Below are 16,691 nucleotides of genomic sequence, written 5' to 3' on the forward strand. Positions count from 1 at the left end.
GGGACTCTTCATGACGATCTTGACGCCAGTTTCGGTCGAAACGGGAACGGACGAATTGCTTTGTCATATCGACCGTCGGGTCGCCGTGATCACGCTCAATCGCCCGGCGGCCCGCAATGCGCTGTCGGACAAACTCACACCCGCCCTGCGCCGGATGATCGCATACTGCTCGACCGACAATGGCATACGCGCGGTGCTGATCACCGGCGCCGGCGAGGCTTTCTGCGCGGGTGGCGATGTGAAAGGCATGGGCGACCGCAGCAGCACAGACGAACTAACCTTTGGTCAGAAAGTAACGCGCCTGATCGAACGTCAACGCACTTTGACCGGCGCGCTGTTCGAGATGCGGAAGCCGACGGTCGCGGCCCTTCCCGGTGCGGCTGCAGGCGCAGGCCTCTCGCTCGCATTGGCCTGCGATATCCGCATCGCAGCGGAGCAAGCATTCGTCAGTACGGCCTATGCCAGAATCGGGCTGAGCGGCGACTACGGCATCGCCTGGCTACTCACGCGAGCGGTGGGAGCCGCCCGCGCAAGAGAACTGATGTTGTTGTCCGACAGAGTCGATGCACAACGCTGCGAAACTATGGGATTATTCAATCGGATCGTGGCCGCCGACAGGCTTGCCGAAGAGGCGTTCATGATCGCGTTGAGATTGGCGAATGGACCCGCTGAGGCCTACGGTGCCATGAAAGACAACCTGGACGAGGTGCAACACCTCGGCTTCGCCGCATCTTTAGACAAGGAGGCCGAGCGGCTGGTCCGCTCCGCGCAGACCGAGGAGCATCGCGAAGCCGTCAGAGCGTTCGTCGAGAAGCGTCCAGCGGTGTTTCGGTGAGCGCAGATGGCAGACAATACGCGTTGCCTGAGATGCCGTTTCCAGATGTCTTTAGATCGACACTGCAAGTACGACGACGGGGTCGAGGTGAGAGTCTACCTATGCAAGATCTGCACGTATATTCACGTCGAGACCGTAAAACTCGACGACGCTCATAACTGGCACGGCGTGCACTACGTCATTTGACGCCGACCACTTTTCGTTCACCTGTTCACCGCTCTTCCACATCTAACTGTACACCACCGCGAGTTCGACACTGATACCGAGGATCTGCGACGATGTAGACCTACACCAGAGCCGCGACCGACGTCGCGAGCAATGAAGTATGGGTCCAGCTTACAATCGCCAAGAATTAATCGCACGGCAGGCTATCGCTAGTTGAAACCAACGTGTTGATGCTGTGCGGCCATCCGAGCGGCAACGATGCTACGAGGGAGATTTCGTGGGTCAACGATGTCCGCTTTGCGCCATGAACTGCCCTCGCTCGGTTTTCAAGGATCTTGGCACCCTGGCGGGAGTCACTGCGGTATCTCAGCGATGGCATAACAATGCGCAGGTCAGACATGTTAAATCCCGACCTGATGCGACAGGTCGGGAGCCGTTTTCAAGGCTGCGCCATTCATCCCGTTTGCCGCGGTCGCATTTGTCGCGTGCGGACATAGACGTGGACACCGGCCGCAAATAGCGCGAGCGCAGCACCGAACATGCTCACGGCAATCCAGCCTCCCTCGTTCCAGGCGATCGTCGCACCGGCCGATCCCAGCGATCCGCCGAGAAACATGCCAGTCATGAAAATCGTGTTGATTCTTCCGCGCGCCTGAGGATGAAGCCCGAAGACCACGTGCTGATTGGAGATCAATGCACTCGTCACGCCGAAATCGAGAACGACGACGCCGACGATCAGCCCAAACAGGCTGCTCCAGAAGCCGAAGATGAACCACGAGGCGACCGTGATCGCGATTCCGACACCGGCGACCACGTGCGGACCGCGACGATCTGCAAGCCGACCGGCCATCGGGGCCGCAAAGACGCCGACGGCACCGACAATCCCGAAGAGACCCGCGACATCCGCGCCGAGCGCGAGATGTGGCTCGCGCAGGTGCAGGGCGAGGATGGTCCAGAAGACCGTGAACGACGCGAACAGAGCGGCTTGCACAATGGTCGCCGAACGAAGCGTTGGCTCGGAACTCCACAGCTTGACCATGGACTTCATGGCGTCGCCATACGGCATCGCCACGTAGGGATTGTTACGAGGAAGAGCGGTCGCCATCGTAGTTCCGGCAACGATGGCCAGAGGAGCCCCCAACCAGAACATGTCGCGCCATCCTGCATGGCTTGCGACGAAGCCTGCCAATGTGCGGCTGAACAACAACCCGCACAACAATCCTGACATGATCGTGCCGACGGTCTGGCCGCGCCGCTCAGGCGACGCCAGAGAGGCCGCAAACGGAATTATCTGCTGCGCGACGGTCGACGTCATTCCGACCACCAGGGACGCCGCGACCAGGGCCCAGGCGGTCGGCGCCAGGGCGGCGAGTGCGAGCGCAACGGCCAGCAAGCCAAATTGCACGATGATGAGTCGTCGCCGATCCATCATGTCGCCCAGCGGCACGAGGAGAAACAGCCCGGCGGCATAGCCGATCTGGGTGGCCGTCGGGATTAGCTCCGCAGCGCTCTGGCCGGGGAATGCGGCCTGAATCACCCCGAGCATCGGCTGATTGTAGTAGATGTTGGCCACCGCGATGCCGGTCGCGGTGGCCATGACGAAGGCCAGAGGGCGCCCGAACGGTCGAGCGACGGTCTCGACGGAGGGCGTTGCAAGTTCGGACATCGGAAACCCTTTTGAATGCGTTGCTGAGCCACAACTAGCGTTGCATCGATTTCCGCGGTAGTGTCCCCAATCGATAAGCCGTCATATCGGATTAAGATACAATGGACACCGACGCCGTCGCCGTACTGGTCGATGCAGCCTTGGCGGGAAGTCTTGCGGGGGCCGCTCGCCGACTGCAAATCTCTCCCATGGTGGCGACACGCCGGCTGGCCGCTCTCGAAAAGGATCTCGGCGTCCGGCTGTTTCACCGGACGACGCGTTCGATGTCGCTAACACCGGAGGGCGAAGCGTTCCTGCCCTACGCGCAGGCGCTCGTCGAAGGCGAACTCGCTGCACGCGCCAATCTTCGGGCCGCCAGGGAAGGCGTCTCCGGAACGCTGCGGGTAAACACCTCGACGGCCTTCGGACGAAAGCTCATCGCCCCCATCGTTCCGCGCTTGCTAAAGACCCACCCTTCACTTCGGATCGATCTGGAGCTGACCGACGACGTCGTGGACATCACGGGGACAGGAATGGACCTGGCGATCCGATTTACGGAGCCCAGAGAGAATAGCCTGGTGGCCCGCCCAATCGGAATCAGCCCCCGCGTGTTTGTGGCGGCGCCCAGCTACATCGAAGCATTCGGACGGCCTCGCACCGCCGCGGATTTGAAGCACCACGCATGCCTGTCGCTGTCCGCGATGAACCGCTGGCCGCTCCGGATCGATGGCCGCGAGCGGCAGGTGGCCCTCAACGTGCGCCTGACCGCCACCGCCGACGCCCTGCACGATGCCTGTGTGCACGGCGCAGGGATCACGCTTCTTTCTCATTGGAACGTCCGCGAGAACTTGCGGGACGGCACGCTCGTTCGCCTCGAACTCGACGACGCCAGCGCGGGCGATCACACCATCTGGGTCGTCTACCCGAGCGCAAAACTCGTGCTGCCGAAGGTCCGCATGTTCATCGCAGAACTCGAAAGTATACTTGGGGTGGAATACGCGGGACGGCGGTAGAGATCCGCAGAGTGCTACATCCGCATGCAACCCTTATCCGCCAGTATGGTCTGCATAACTGCACATTTGATCCAATGATGAGCTTAGCTCACGCAGAATCTTTTACGCGTGTGTCCGCTTTGCGCCAAAAGCAGACAAGCGTTACTTGCGCCAACGAACGCACGCGCCGGAGGGTGTCATCAAAGAGTTCGACGCTTGACTGCCGTGCCGTTTTTTGTTCACTCCAACAACATGATGAATCAACCCGCGCACGCCGGTGCGTGACTGTCGACGCATCGCGTCCATAGCTTCAAATTTGCGGATCGCAGCTCAGCTTATGTTCTGGATATCCGCCACTATATCGGATGATAAGATCGCCGCGACACGAAACACGAGTGCGTCAGCGCCACACGCACCGCAGAGCTGTATGCCGATCGGCATCCCGTCATCTGCTGGATCGCCGGGGATAGAGATGGCCGGAAGGCCCAGGGCATTGGCGAACGCCGTGAAAACGGCATGCCCGCGAGGTCCCACCGGTCGCCCGTCAATCATAGCAGGATGCGACAAGCCGATCGGCCAGGGCTGTGCAGCTGCCGTCGGCAACAACAGAACATCAAAGCGCGCGAACAATGCGATGAATTCATGCTCCACATCGGCGACCGTCTGAAGCAGGTTCAAGTAATCCCGCGCCGTATGCAGACGACCGCGCTCCGACATCGCGGCGACACCGGCACCGACGTCGCCATCCCGATCAGGATACCGATCTAGTAGCCAAGCGACGCCGGTTTCGCTGAGCGTCGGCCAGATCGCGCCGATTGGTTCAGCCAGAACGAAATGGTCAAGTCGCTCCACGTGATGACCTTGTTCGGCAAAAGCTTTAGCAGCCGCTGCGACACTACGGGCGATAGTCGGATCGACCGGCGCATCGGAGAATGTCGGGATGTAAGCAATGCGCAACGGTCTCGAAGTGGCTTCCGGAGCGATCGACTCAGTACCCGCGATGATATCAAGCATGATCTTTACATCGCGGAGGCTCCGGCCGATCGGTCCGGCAACTTCGAAATCGTGCAGGATCGCAGGCAACCCATGCGCGCGTGGCACCAACCCGCGTGACGGCTTGAAGCCGACGAGCCCGGTGTGACCTGCAGGACGCCGGATCGAACCGCCGCCATCGGTGCACAGAGCCAGCGGCCCAATACCCGCAGCGACAGCTCCAACTGCACCACCACTCGAACCACCTGGTGTCAGGTCGGGATTCCACGGATTGCGCGTCGCGCCGAACAGCGCGTTGTCAGTGATCCCCTGCACGGTGAATTCCGGCACGTTTGTTTTCCCGAGAATAATTGCGCCGGCGTCGCGCAGTCTTGCGACAGGTGTTTCGTCGCGCGTCGGGACGTGATCGGCAAAGAGCCGGCTGCCCCAGGTCGTCCGTAGCCCGGCGACATGGATGTTGTCCTTGATGGTAATCGGAACACCATCGAGGGCACTTTTGGATGCACCGGCGCGCCACCGCGCCGTGCTTTGTGCCGCCGCGATCCTGGCACCGTCGCGATCCAGCGTCACGACGGCGTTGATGCGCGGATTGACCTCGTCGTGGCGGGCGAGGATAGACTCCACTGCGTCACTCGGTGTTGCGATCCGCGCCGCAAAAGCCTGATTCAGCTGAGCTGCGGTCAGTGTCCAGAGCGGAGCGGTGCTGCTCATATCCGGACGATCGCCGCGATCGGCGCTTCGCCCGGTGCGCATTGATGCTCTGTTCCGCCCGACACGAAGATTGCGGTATCAGATGTCACTGATGCGATGACAGCGCCCAAGGCGGCGCGCGCGTGCCGCTCATAGTTGATGTCGGCATCCGACAGCATGGTGTTGCGATGGCCCCTGATCTTGCCCGTCGGGCTGGCCTCTGCTTTCGCGAAGATCGCCGCAATCCGGGATGTCTCATCCTCCGTCGGCTCTGCCGACAGCGACAGCCCCGCACTGGCCAGCGCGCGGCGAACGCCGCTGGCGTCGATCGCGTCTTTCAGGATTGCATGGCCCATGCGGCACGGGCTGGTTGCCTGACTTGAATTGCCAAACAGCAGAATCTCGCAGCTGATGAGCTCGCCGCCTGCCGATGTGGAAGCAACTGCCGAATAAACATCGAGATCGCCAGCGATCCGTGTTGTGTCGAACGTCTCCTGCGTGATCTCGCCGAGACCCAGGGCTACCCCCAGCGCCATCGCACCGCGCGCAAATGCCTTCGAGCCGTTCGGATCGCGCGTCGCGGTGGCGACGCCGCGCCGGTCCGCATCCGCGATGCCGGCCGGAGTCAAAAGCGGCCCCTTCACCTGGACGTAGTGCACATCATCAAGGTTGTTAATGCCGGCCTCCACCAAAGCCTCCCGAACGGCATCGGCGACAGCAGATGCATGCCGCTTGGTCCCGATCTCCTCCGGCGCGATCGTACCTGTCATGGTGATGCCGATCGCCAACCGCTTGGTGCCGTCCGGCGTGCCCTGTGCCGGCGTTCTTGTCAGGATGGTCGCGTGAGGCGACAGCACGCCCTCGGTGCCACCGGACCAAACGAATGCGATGCGCTTGCCTACGTCCTCAGGCGAAATAGCAAGGTTCTTGGCGAGCAGCAATTGATAGGACAGCGTGGCGAAACCGCGGGTAAAATCATTGGCGCCGCCATTGCCTTCTGTTTTTCCGATCAATGCGACGATCGTCGCAGGATCGATCGTGCCGGCATCGATCAGCGCAGCTAGCCCCGAAACGTCACTCGGGGAAGCCATATCGACCTTGTGAACGTTGATATGCATAGGAACTCCATCGGATCAGCGTGTGTATTAATGTCGGATGAAGGGAACACCGATCGCCGCCGGTAGGCGGGCGGATCGACTCACGCCAGCGAGCAATGCGAGCGCGAGGCAATAAGGCATCATCTGCATCACGTAGGAACTGACCGGCAAGCCCCAGCTTTGGGCGCGCAGTTCCAGCGCGGACACGAAGCCGAAGATCAGACATCCAGCGATGGCACCGACCGGTGTCCAGCGGCCGACCATGATGGCAGCAAGCGCTATGAAACCGCGACCGTTCGTCATGCCGTCCGTGAAGCTGCCGACCTCCTGAAGAGCAAGCACGGCCCCGCCCAGCCCTGCCAAAGCGCCCCCCGCGACGATAGCGATCATGCGGATGCGGATCGGATCATAACCGGCCGCGAATGCGGCTTCCGGATTTTCACCAACCGCCCGCAATGTCAGCCCTGCCCGCGTCTTGGTCAGAAACAGTGTCAACGGAACAACGAGTAGGAACGCCAGATAGACAATCGCAGACTGTCGAAACAGGACAGGTCCCATGACTGGAATCTCCGAGAGCCAGGGCAACGGCCATGTGCCCGGGGGCGTCAGTCGGATTACGGGAGCACGTCCGCCGAACAGTCCGCGCAGCAAGAAACTGGACAAGCCCAGAACCAGCACGTTTACAGCGAGGCCTGTCACCATCTGGTCGGCGCGGCAGCGCGCCGTTGCGAAAGCGAGCAGGCTTCCCGTCGCTGCACCGCCCAGTGCGGCAAGGGCAAAACCGAGGGCGACGTTGCCGAACACAAATGCCGAGATCGCGCCTGTGAATGCTCCGGCAAGCATCATGCCCTCGATGCCGACGGCGAATGTGCCGGCCTTTTCGCTCAACAACCCGCCCAGAGCGGCAAACAATAGCGGTGTCGAAATCCGGATGGTGGCAGCGGCGAGATCCGCAATCATCATGAGATCCATGGTCACACCTTGCTTCGCTCGCCGCGCAATCCGAGCGCGCACAGCACGAACACCATCGTCAGTCCCTGAATGACGAAGACAAGCGATGACGGCACGCCGACCTCACGCTGCATGGCGAGCGCACCCGCTTCCAGAAATCCAATGAACAATCCGGCGGGCAGAACGGCCAGGGGATTGAGCGAGGCCAGCAATGCTACGCCCACGGCGTTGAAACCGAGTCCTGCCGAGAATCCCTCGATCAATCGATAATGCACACCGAGCACTTCGACACCGCCGGCCAATCCCGCCAAGCCGCCGGCGGTCAGCATCACGCGCATGGTCTGCCGGATACTGGAAATACCGACATAACGTGCGGCATCCCGGCTGGCTCCCATGATCCGCAGGCGAAAACCAAATGTCGTGCGCCAGAACAGGATATGACAAGCAACGGTCGCGATCACTGCCAAAACGATGCCGATATGCAGATCAGTACCGGCCACCAGCTTCGGCAACCAGATGGCCCGCGGCAGCAACGGTGACTGCGGAAATCCGGCTCCCGGTTCGCCCAGTTTCCCATGCAACATTTCGCTGACAAGAAGGACGCCGACGAAATTCAGCAACAGCGTGCATAGAACCTCATGAACGCCGCGCTTGAGGCTGACGAAGGCGGCAAGCCCAGACCACGCAGCGCCGCATACAACACCCGCAAGCAGCGCAAGCGGCATCAGCAATAGGCCGGGCAACGCCAGGCCGCTCAGCGCGACCGCCGTAGCGCCGATACCGCCGACCGCGATCTGCCCTTCGGCGCCGATATTGATGACATTGGCGCGAAAGCACAGTGCAACGCCAAGACCGGCGAGAATATACGGCGTACTCTTGTTGAAGCCGAATGCGATGCGGTCGATCGAGCCGAATGCTCCCTTTAATAGCGCGGCATAGGCAAGCAGCGGATTTTTGCCGGAGATCAGGATCAGCACCGCAGTTACGAGCAGCGCCAGCGCCACCGCCAGGGTCGCGCGTGTCGCCGTACCTGCCAGCAAACGCCGCAGTACGCTGGCAGCTTTCATGAACGTGACCTTCCGCGGTGGAGGCTCATTGTTCACCGTGTCGATATTAGAGAGGATGGTCATGCCGCGGCGCCATGGATCAAGCTGTCGTCCCCTGCCATCATCAGTCCGATCTGCGTCAGGTCTACAGTGTCGCGGTCGATCGGGATTGACAGCCGCCCCCCCTGCATCACCGCGATGCGGTCGCCGAGCGTCATCACTTCTTCCAGAGACGATGAGATATAGATGATTGCGCCGCCAGCGGCCCGCAGCGCCAAGATCTGCTCGATAACGAAATGTGTGGCGCCGGGATCCAGCCCCCAGACCGGCTGGTGCGCGATCATGACTGCAGGATGTCGGCCGATCTCCCGCGCCAGCACGATCTTCTGCTGATTGCCGCCCGACAACGTCCGCGCGGCGATGTCAGGGCCCGAGGCCTTGATCGCGAAACGCTGTGACATCTCCCGGGCGCGTTCCGCAAAGTAGCTACGTGCCAGGTATCCACCCCGGGACAGCGGCGGCTTGTCGAAATCGCGCAACGCCAGATTGTCGGAGACGCTCATTCCGGTGACCAGCGACATCGTGGCTCGATCGACGGGAATATAGGCCATCCCCAATTCTGTCCGCTCGCCGACGCTTGCCAGCGTGATATCGTGACCGTCGAGGTCGATACCGCCTGCCGTCGGAAGCCGCAGGCCCGCCAGACATTCAGCCAGTTCAGTCTGTCCGTTGCCGTCGATCCCTGCGATCGCGAGAATTTCTCCGGCACGCAACGAGAATGAAATCGGAGCCAGACGTTCCACTCCACGCTCGGTTAGCGCCATCTGTCCGACATGCAAAACGTTGCGGCCCGCGGCGGTAGCTTCGCGCGCGATGGGTGGCGGCATGTCCCGACCCACCATCATCCGTGCCAGACCGGCGCGTGTTGCACCTTCCACCCGGCATGTTCCAGCAACTGCACCATCGCGCAGCACTACGACTTCACTGCAGATCGCGATCACTTCGTCGAGCTTGTGCGAGATGAAGACGATGGCCCGACCCTGGTCACGCAACCGAGCCATGATGCCCAATAGTCCTTCGACTTCCGGCGGGCTGAGGTTGGACGTCGGCTCATCCAGGATCAGCAGATCCGCGCCGCGCAGAATCGCCTTGACGATCTCGACGCGTTGCCGCCGGCCGTGCGGCAGGTCGCCGATCATCGCGTCGGGGTCGATGTCGAGCCCGTAAGTCGCACTCTCCTGCCTGATACGGCTGGCCGTCTCGCGCGGCGACAGCCATGGACTCGAGTCAGGAGCACCGAGCATGACGTTTTCAGTCACGCTCATCGCTTCCACCAGCGTGAAGTGCTGATGGATCATGCCGAGGCCAGCAGCCATCGCCTGCGCGGGGCCATGCCCAGAGAGCGGCTTGTCCTTGAAGCGGATCGTCCCGGCATCTGCGCTGACGACACCGAACAGCAGCTTCATCAATGTACTTTTGCCGGAGCCGTTCTCGCCGAGTAGCCCAACGATCTGGCCCGCCGCGACATCGAGATCAATGCCGCGGTTGGCCTGCACAGTGCCATAGGCTTTCTTGATGCCGCGCATCTCAAGCATGGGCATCAATCCATAGCCAAGGGTCAGATTCCTCCGTGCGCGTCTTCGCGGTTGACAGCGATCTTGAGCGACCCGTCCTTGAACTTTCCTTTCAACGCGTCCAGTTCGTTAGCCACGCTCGCAGGCACGGCGGGATTCAACGGCTGTGTCGCATTGTAGGCAAGCTCGGCACCAGTGCTGCCGGGCGTGTTCAGGCCGTAGAGCACGTATTTTCCACCGACTCCGCCGGACTTAGCCTGCTCCTGCGCCGTCTGCGAATACATGTCGGACCATTTTTCGACGATGTTGGTCAGCACGGCATCTGGTGCGATCTCGCTGTGACCGAACGAACGTCCGTTGGCGTAAACTCCCTTTTCCTTGGCGGCCTGAATGATGCCGGTCTGGCCCGCATTCAACTTTCCGCTGATGAAGTCGGCTCCGCCTGCGATCAGCGACAATGCAGCCTCTTTGGCTTCGGCCGCGTCTTCCATGCTTTTGATGTAGATGACCTTAACCTCGATGTCGGGGCGCACGCTCTTGGCACCCTTGCGGAAACCGCCGACTTGCGCGACCACGTTCGGCAACCCTTCGAGGCTGTTCACCGAACCGATCTTGCCGGTCTTGCTCATGCGCGCGGCCAGCACGCCCATCATGAAGCCGAACTGCGTGTTGTCGTAGTCTATTGAGGTCACGTTAGTCCCGGCGCCGGCTGAGCCCGAACCGACAATGAACAGCGTCTTCGGGAAATCGGGACCGATACGCTCCATCGCCGATAGGAACCGGCCGGTGTGACCGACCACAACCTTGTAATCCTTGCGCGCATAATCGCGCAGCGCCTCGACCATGTCGGCGACCTGCACGTTTTCGGTATAGGCTACGTCCCAGCCGACAGCCTTGAGCTTCTCGGCACCCTGGTAGCCCTGCGCGTTCCAGCTCTGGTCGTTGATGCTGCCAGGCAGCAGGAAAGCAGCCTTTTCGGCCGCACCAGCCGGTCCGGCAAAGATGGCGGCACACAATCCAAACAGGCCAACAAACGCAGTGCGCGAACGGCTTGTCGGCGAATCCTTGGTCAGAACACTCATGGCAGCTCCTTGCACAGGCGGTACATGACCTCACCAAGCAAGACTGGCACCACAACTGGCCCGCGCGATCGTCAATGCAATCCTATTCCACGTGGTGAGATGGCCGACCGAAGATCGCCAGCCTTCTCCAAGGCCTCGGCCCGCTACGGGCCTAGCGTACCGCCGGCCGACCGCTCCAGGCCGTCGTGATATCTCCAGCCAGGGAGGCGATCATGCTTCCCAGTTGAGCAACTTGCTGAAGTTTGAGGCGTTCGATAGGGGCCGCCATCGACAGCGCCGCAACGGGCCGGCGATACTCATCGGAAATCGCCGCAGCCAGGCATCGTAGCCCTAACGTGTTTTCCTGGTTGTCGACGGCATAACCGTCGCGCCGGATCGACTCGAATTCCTGCCGCAGAGCATTCTGCGAGAGCAGCGTATGCGGCGTGAGCGGGACGAGCGTATTCTGCTCCAGGCACGACTGAACCTCGCGCTCGGGCATCATGGAGAGCAGCGCCTTGCCGATACTGGATCCATGAGCCGGGATCCTAACGCGCGCCTCTGGAACGTAGCTACGGCGCGTTCGCGGCTCGACTCGATAGAGAAAGGTCACGTGACCGTCTTCCAGCAATCCGAGATTGATGGTCTCGCCGCACAGGACCGACGCCTGCTGCATGAAAGGCTGCGCTAGTGCGACAATATCGCGTGACGCGGCGTAGTTGGCGCCTACATTGAGCGCCGAACGCCCAATCATCCAACGGCCCGTTCGCCGTTCAAAACGAACGAAACCACGTTCCTGTAACGTTGTCAGAAGACGATGCCCCGTCGAGGGCGATAGCGATAGCTGCCGAGCGACGTCAGCAAGCGTGGCACCATCATGGCTGCCCGCAACCGCTTGCAGGATCGCCAGTGCACGATCGACCGAGCGAACGCCTGATGTCTGTCCAGTTTCGGGGTCTTGCGCCACGGGTCTCTCCGGTTGATGTCCGGCGTTTACGCGCCGACGCTACCATACCAGAAGTCAAGCCTGCACGATAAGTCCTCAGGTATCCAATGCGGCCAGGTCGCGCGTCTGCCAGCTCTGCAGGCCTTCGAGATAGAGCGCACTGTCCTGCTTGAAGAAATAGCTCTCCACACAGCCGGCCAGCCGGGCCATCCCGAAGCGAATACCGGACAGGCCGATCGTCTGCGTGCCCATCGACAACTGCGCGCCACGTGAGAAATTGAACACTTGGTCATGCCAGCTCCGCATACCGCCCGGCTTCGGGCAGAACGTGAAATCCGGGTTCAGCCAGGGCGCGAGTTCGAGGCCATTGCCAGGCAGGTCTGCTGGCGGCGTGTACATATCGCGCCACAGCGCTATATCGTCGAGTTGATCTTTCAGCGCCGGGACGGCGGACAGATCAAGACGGTAGCCTGTGCCGAGGATCAGGAAATCCGCCTCGTAGGTGCCGCTGGTCGCCGCAACCGTTAGACGATTGCCCTCGTGAGCAATGCTGGTCCAGCTTTCACCGGGATGAATGGCAAGGTTGTCCATCGACTGCGCCCGCTTCAGCGTGGCGATTGGCGGTCCGCTCTTGATCGTGCCGAACGTCTTGGCGAACCGCCATTTCGCCGCCGGCGGCAATTCGACATAATGTGCCAGATAGCCGTTGAATTCACCCCAGGTACCCGGATTGACCGACACCAGCTCTTTCACGCGATGGAACACGTGCACGTCGGCGCCGGCCTCCGCGGCCATGATGGCATTGTCGTATGCAGAGGCGCCGCCGCCGAGCGCCAGAACTTTCTTCCCTTTCAGAGCGGCAAAGTCGATGTCGTCCTGGGTATGCGCATAGAGCGCGCGCGGAATGTCGTCGCCGATCAAACTGGGCAGATTGCGAATTCCATTTCCCTCGATACCCGTGGCCAGCACCAGCGCGCGGGTGAACAAAGTATAGCTCCCCGCCGGTCCCGTAACCTGCGCGGCGATAAGTCCAGACCCGTCGCGGCTGAAACCTTCGAAGCGCGTCTCGTTGCGTACCGGAAGTTCAGCGACCTCACGAAACCACGAAAGATACGCATGCCACGCAGCGGTCGGCACCTTATAGAGCGCCTGCCAGCTGCCGTAGCCGTGCTGCACTTCATACCAGGCCCGAAATGACAGCGAGGGAATGCCGGCCTCAAGACCACCATTGTCCTTGTGGGTTCGCAGCGTCGGCATGCGGGCATATGTACCCCACGGGCCTTCCCTGCCCTTCTGCTCGGCCTCGACGATGAGGATGTTATCGATGTGCGAGCGCTTGAGCACATGAGCAACGCCAAAACCAGCCTGCCCGCCGCCGACCACCAGCACGTCCAGTGCCTGCGTGCCATCCGGGCTGGTGCGCGGCAGACACCAATGCTTGGATGGATAGCGGGCAATATTCATTTCGCGGCGCGCATGGGCGGCCAGCTCACTTATCGTCTTTGGCAGTTGCACCTTGCCGTCCGCAAAGGCGCTTTCGTCGGCATACGGCACCTCGGGCATCCAGCCAGCTACGTCGACGGCCTCCGAATGCTGCGGCGACGTAAACCTATCGTCTTTCACATATTTATTCATAGAAACTCCAAGGCGCCGCGGTCGCGAGATTGACGCATTATCGACCAGCCCAATGGACGAACCGGCGTTCTGTTATGAAGAAAAATAGATTCAGCGTATAACCCAGCAGCCCGGAACAGAAAATCGCCGCATACATCCCCGGCATATTGAACAGCTGCTGCTCCTCGAAGATCCGCAAACCAAGTCCATCGATCGCACCGAGCAGCATCTCCGACGTGATCATCAGCACGAGCGCGAGGGTCGCTCCCATGCGCAGGCCGATGAAAGTTTGCGGCAACGATTCAAGCAGCACTACCAGCATCCGCTGCAACGGCGGCGCACCCATGATCTTCGCAGCAAGCACGCGTGTCTTGCGCGCGTTCATGACGCCATAAGCAACATTAAAAATGATCGCGAGCGATGCGCCGAAAGCGGAGATATAGACTTTTGTGATCTCACCGACGCCGAACAACAGGAGAAACAGCGGAAAGACGGCCGATGCCGGCGTCGAACGAAAAAAATCGATAATGAACTCGACGGAGCGGTAGACGTTTTCCGACGCCCCAAGAATGACGCCGACCGGAACGCCTATCACCGTCGCCAGCGCAATGCCCATACAAGCGCGCTCGACCGTCTTGCCGAAATCGAAGGCCAGCCGGCCCTGTTCGAACAGTCCGGTGTAAACAGCCGAGAACGTCTTGCCCGGCGACGGAAGCAGCACAGGGTCGACGATCTTGAGCGCGACGATGGCCTGCCATATGCCAATGAGGATCACGACTCCAATAAACGGACGCAGCCGATCAAGGGTCTTGCTCTTCATTTTCTGACCTGCTGCTGGAAGATTTCGAGGCAATGCCCCTTAACGCGGTTGAACTCTGGATCCGCCAGTGTCAGCGCATTGCGCGGGCGCGGCACATCCACTATCGGAAAATCGACGACCTTGGCCGGCGCGCGAGACAGCAGCAGGATGCGGTCGGCGAGATAGACGGCCTCGTCGAGATCATGGGAAACGATAATCGTCGTCGTTCCGGTTTCCTGGAACATGCGCTGCATCTGGTCGCGCATGAACAAAGTCATCTCATAGTCGAGGGCGGAGAATGGCTCGTCGAGAAAGAGAATCTCTGGATCGACCACGAGCGCGCGCAAAATCGAGACAAGCTGTTGCTGTCCGCCGGACATCTGATACGGGTACTGTTTCAGATTGATGCGAACATCGAATTTCTTCACTAGCGCATCGACGCGTCTGTTGCGCTCCGCCTTCGGTACTTTCATGAAGCGCAGGGGATAGGCGATGTTGTCCCACGCGCTGATCCACGGGAACAGGGCGTCACGGTAGTTCTGGAAGACATAGCCGAACCGGATCTCATCGATGGTCTGGCCGTCGAACAGAATCTGTCCTTCGTCCACCGGGATCAGGCCGGCAATCATGTTCATCAATGTTGATTTTCCGCAACCGTTTGGGCCGAAGATCGAAACGAACTGCCCGCGCGGCAGATCGAGATCGAACTTCTCATAGATCGTGCGGTCATCGAAACGCTTGGTAAGCCCCCGCACGGTCACGTGCGGGCGCCGGAACTTTGACGGGCGGGTATCGACCGGCGCATCGGGATTGCCCGCGACGGACATCGGTTTCAAAATGGAAGTGCGAGCGTCCGCGCTCATCAGAACTTCACGATGTAACGCCGGACATCGACGGCGCCGGGGATCACACCGATTTTTACCGAGAAATCGATATACTTCTGGAAATTCTCGATATCCGCCTGACTGACATCCGAAATTTTCGAGAACAACACCAACGGCACGTCGTTGACGATCTCGGGTGCAGTCGGCGTGTATTTCAGAAGAGTCTGGCGCGCCTCGGTCGGCTTCTGCTTGATGAAATCGAGCGCCTCGTCCCACGCAGCGACATAGCGCTTTGCGACCTCCGGCCGATCCGCCAGGAACTTCTGCGATAGTGCACCGCCCGCCATATAGGCCTTGGCCTTGCGGTTACCGAGCACGATATCGGCAACGACGCCCGCCTCGACCGTGTAGGCGACATCCTTGGCCCTCATCATGGTGGCATTGGGCTCGAGGGTGAAGGCGCCATCATACTGGCCGGAGGTCAGCACGTTGATGTGCTGGGAGGTGTCGAGCTGATCGAGCTTGTAGTCGCCCTCTTTCAGACCTGCCGCCTGCAGAGCCGCCTTGGCGATTGTCACATTGCCGATGCCCGGCGCCGCGACCAGCTTCTTGCCCTTGAAATCCGCAAGCGACTTGATGTCCACACCCTTGCGGGCAACGAACTGCTCCATGCGGTAGTCGTCGCTTTGTGCGTTCAACGAAATATAGGTGATCGATCCCGGCTTGACGAAGTTGCCTGCCATGCCCTCAACCGCCAGCATGACTGCAGCGGCGTCGATCTGGTTCGCAATCAGCGAGCTTTGCAGATTCGAATTGAGCGGAATCTTAGCGCCTTCGATGTCGATGCCGTGTTTGGCGAAAATACCGGTCTCGACGCCGACGAAATATGGAAGCGCCGTGGTGCCAGTTCCATATCCAACGATGACCTTGTCCGCCGCGAAGGAGGGCGCTGCAAAGCCGGTCGCCGCAAGCAGAGTGGCCAGAAGTATGATTCTTCTCATGTCCGTTCCTTAGTTGTCCCAAGTTCCGACAATCGAATTGATATTGCCACGCAGGTGGAATTCGACCTTCTCGGCGGCGATCTGCCCGGCGAAAACGCGAGGGCGCAAAATAGTCAGGCCGGTGGATTCGCTCATGCGCGCAGAGGTTGTCGACAACCCGTTGGTGAACGTGGCCATGGCAGCTCCTTGCAAAGGCGGTAATCACCACAAAGCAAGACTGACACCACAATCGGATCGCCCTGTATTCACGACGATCTTATTCCACCTGATGAGATGGCTGACCAAAGATCGCGAGTTCTTGCCGGCCGCGTGCTCCCCCAGGAACCCAATCAGCGACCGGCTGGCCTACCGAGACCGTTGTGATATCCCGGCCCAGACGGCGACCATGCTATCCAATTGAGCGACTTGCCGAAGTTTAAGGCGCTCCGTTTCCGCGCGATGGCGCCTCCATCCAGCTT

Annotated in this window: 15 protein-coding genes; 2 read left to right on the forward strand and 13 right to left on the reverse strand. The window is 60.6% G+C overall.

Annotated elements, in window-relative coordinates; translation table 11 throughout:
- The first annotated feature begins 16 nt into the window (after positions 1–16).
- Positions 17–835 carry an enoyl-CoA hydratase-related protein gene (locus AC1DUY_RS16435; RefSeq protein ID WP_441232337.1) on the forward strand — a complete coding sequence of 273 codons (819 nt, stop codon included), beginning with the start codon at positions 17–19 and terminating at the stop codon, positions 833–835.
- 619 nt (positions 836–1,454) lie between these two features.
- On the opposite strand, the gene AC1DUY_RS16440 is transcribed toward AC1DUY_RS16435, so the two are convergent.
- On the reverse strand, positions 1,455–2,666 hold the full coding sequence (locus tag AC1DUY_RS16440) for an MFS transporter (protein ID WP_120288896.1): 1,212 nt from the start codon (positions 2,664–2,666) through the stop codon (positions 1,455–1,457).
- A 101-nt stretch (positions 2,667–2,767) separates the two neighbouring features.
- On the opposite strand from AC1DUY_RS16440, the gene AC1DUY_RS16445 reads away from it, so the two are divergent.
- Positions 2,768–3,658 (forward strand): LysR family transcriptional regulator, encoded by an 891-nt coding sequence (locus AC1DUY_RS16445; protein WP_478115605.1) that lies wholly within the window; start codon positions 2,768–2,770, stop codon positions 3,656–3,658.
- 309 nt (positions 3,659–3,967) lie between these two features.
- Here AC1DUY_RS16445 and AC1DUY_RS16450 read toward each other — a convergent pair whose 3' ends face one another.
- The 12 genes from AC1DUY_RS16450 to AC1DUY_RS16505 all read right to left on the reverse strand — a co-directional run bounded on the left by AC1DUY_RS16450 (position 3,968) and on the right by AC1DUY_RS16505 (position 16,410).
- Positions 3,968–5,341 carry an amidase gene (locus AC1DUY_RS16450; protein ID WP_120289253.1) on the reverse strand — a complete coding sequence of 458 codons (1,374 nt, stop codon included), beginning with the start codon at positions 5,339–5,341 and terminating at the stop codon, positions 3,968–3,970.
- On the reverse strand, positions 5,338–6,438 hold the full coding sequence (gene atzD, locus AC1DUY_RS16455; protein ID WP_120288894.1) for a cyanuric acid amidohydrolase: 1,101 nt from the start codon (positions 6,436–6,438) through the stop codon (positions 5,338–5,340). The genes AC1DUY_RS16450 and atzD overlap by 4 nt, the downstream gene beginning before the upstream one ends.
- A 27-nt stretch (positions 6,439–6,465) precedes the next feature.
- Positions 6,466–7,389, reverse strand: a complete 924-nt coding sequence (locus AC1DUY_RS16460) for an ABC transporter permease (RefSeq protein ID WP_120288893.1) — start codon at positions 7,387–7,389, stop codon at positions 6,466–6,468.
- A 2-nt stretch (positions 7,390–7,391) separates the two neighbouring features.
- Positions 7,392–8,498, reverse strand: a complete 1,107-nt coding sequence (locus AC1DUY_RS16465) for an ABC transporter permease (RefSeq protein ID WP_478115608.1) — start codon at positions 8,496–8,498, stop codon at positions 7,392–7,394.
- Entirely contained in the window at positions 8,495–10,009 is a 1,515-nt protein-coding gene (locus tag AC1DUY_RS16470) for an ABC transporter ATP-binding protein (RefSeq protein ID WP_439057591.1), read from the reverse strand. The genes AC1DUY_RS16465 and AC1DUY_RS16470 overlap by 4 nt, the downstream gene beginning before the upstream one ends.
- A 23-nt stretch (positions 10,010–10,032) precedes the next feature.
- On the reverse strand, positions 10,033–11,070 hold the full coding sequence (locus tag AC1DUY_RS16475) for a BMP family protein (RefSeq protein WP_231077706.1): 1,038 nt from the start codon (positions 11,068–11,070) through the stop codon (positions 10,033–10,035).
- Between the two features lie 151 nt (positions 11,071–11,221).
- A complete protein-coding gene (locus tag AC1DUY_RS16480) occupies positions 11,222–12,016 on the reverse strand; it encodes an IclR family transcriptional regulator (protein WP_120288889.1) in 795 nt (264 codons plus the stop codon).
- 75 nt (positions 12,017–12,091) lie between these two features.
- Positions 12,092–13,618 (reverse strand): NAD(P)-binding domain-containing protein, encoded by a 1,527-nt coding sequence (locus AC1DUY_RS16485; RefSeq protein ID WP_158596779.1) that lies wholly within the window; start codon positions 13,616–13,618, stop codon positions 12,092–12,094.
- Between the two features lie 49 nt (positions 13,619–13,667).
- Positions 13,668–14,429, reverse strand: coding sequence for an ABC transporter permease (locus tag AC1DUY_RS16490; protein WP_120288887.1), 762 nt, complete (start codon positions 14,427–14,429; stop codon positions 13,668–13,670).
- Entirely contained in the window at positions 14,426–15,271 is an 846-nt protein-coding gene (locus tag AC1DUY_RS16495) for an ABC transporter ATP-binding protein (protein ID WP_210269251.1), read from the reverse strand. Before AC1DUY_RS16495 ends, AC1DUY_RS16490 begins: the two co-directional genes overlap by 4 nt.
- Positions 15,271–16,233, reverse strand: coding sequence for an ABC transporter substrate-binding protein (locus AC1DUY_RS16500; RefSeq protein ID WP_309946849.1), 963 nt, complete (start codon positions 16,231–16,233; stop codon positions 15,271–15,273). Before AC1DUY_RS16500 ends, AC1DUY_RS16495 begins: the two co-directional genes overlap by 1 nt.
- Positions 16,234–16,242: 9 nt before the next feature.
- Entirely contained in the window at positions 16,243–16,410 is a 168-nt protein-coding gene (locus tag AC1DUY_RS16505; protein ID WP_478115613.1) for a hypothetical protein, read from the reverse strand.
- Between the last annotated feature and the right edge of the window lie 281 nt (positions 16,411–16,691).

It is taken from the genome of Tardiphaga sp. P4_G1, assembly GCF_056401215.1.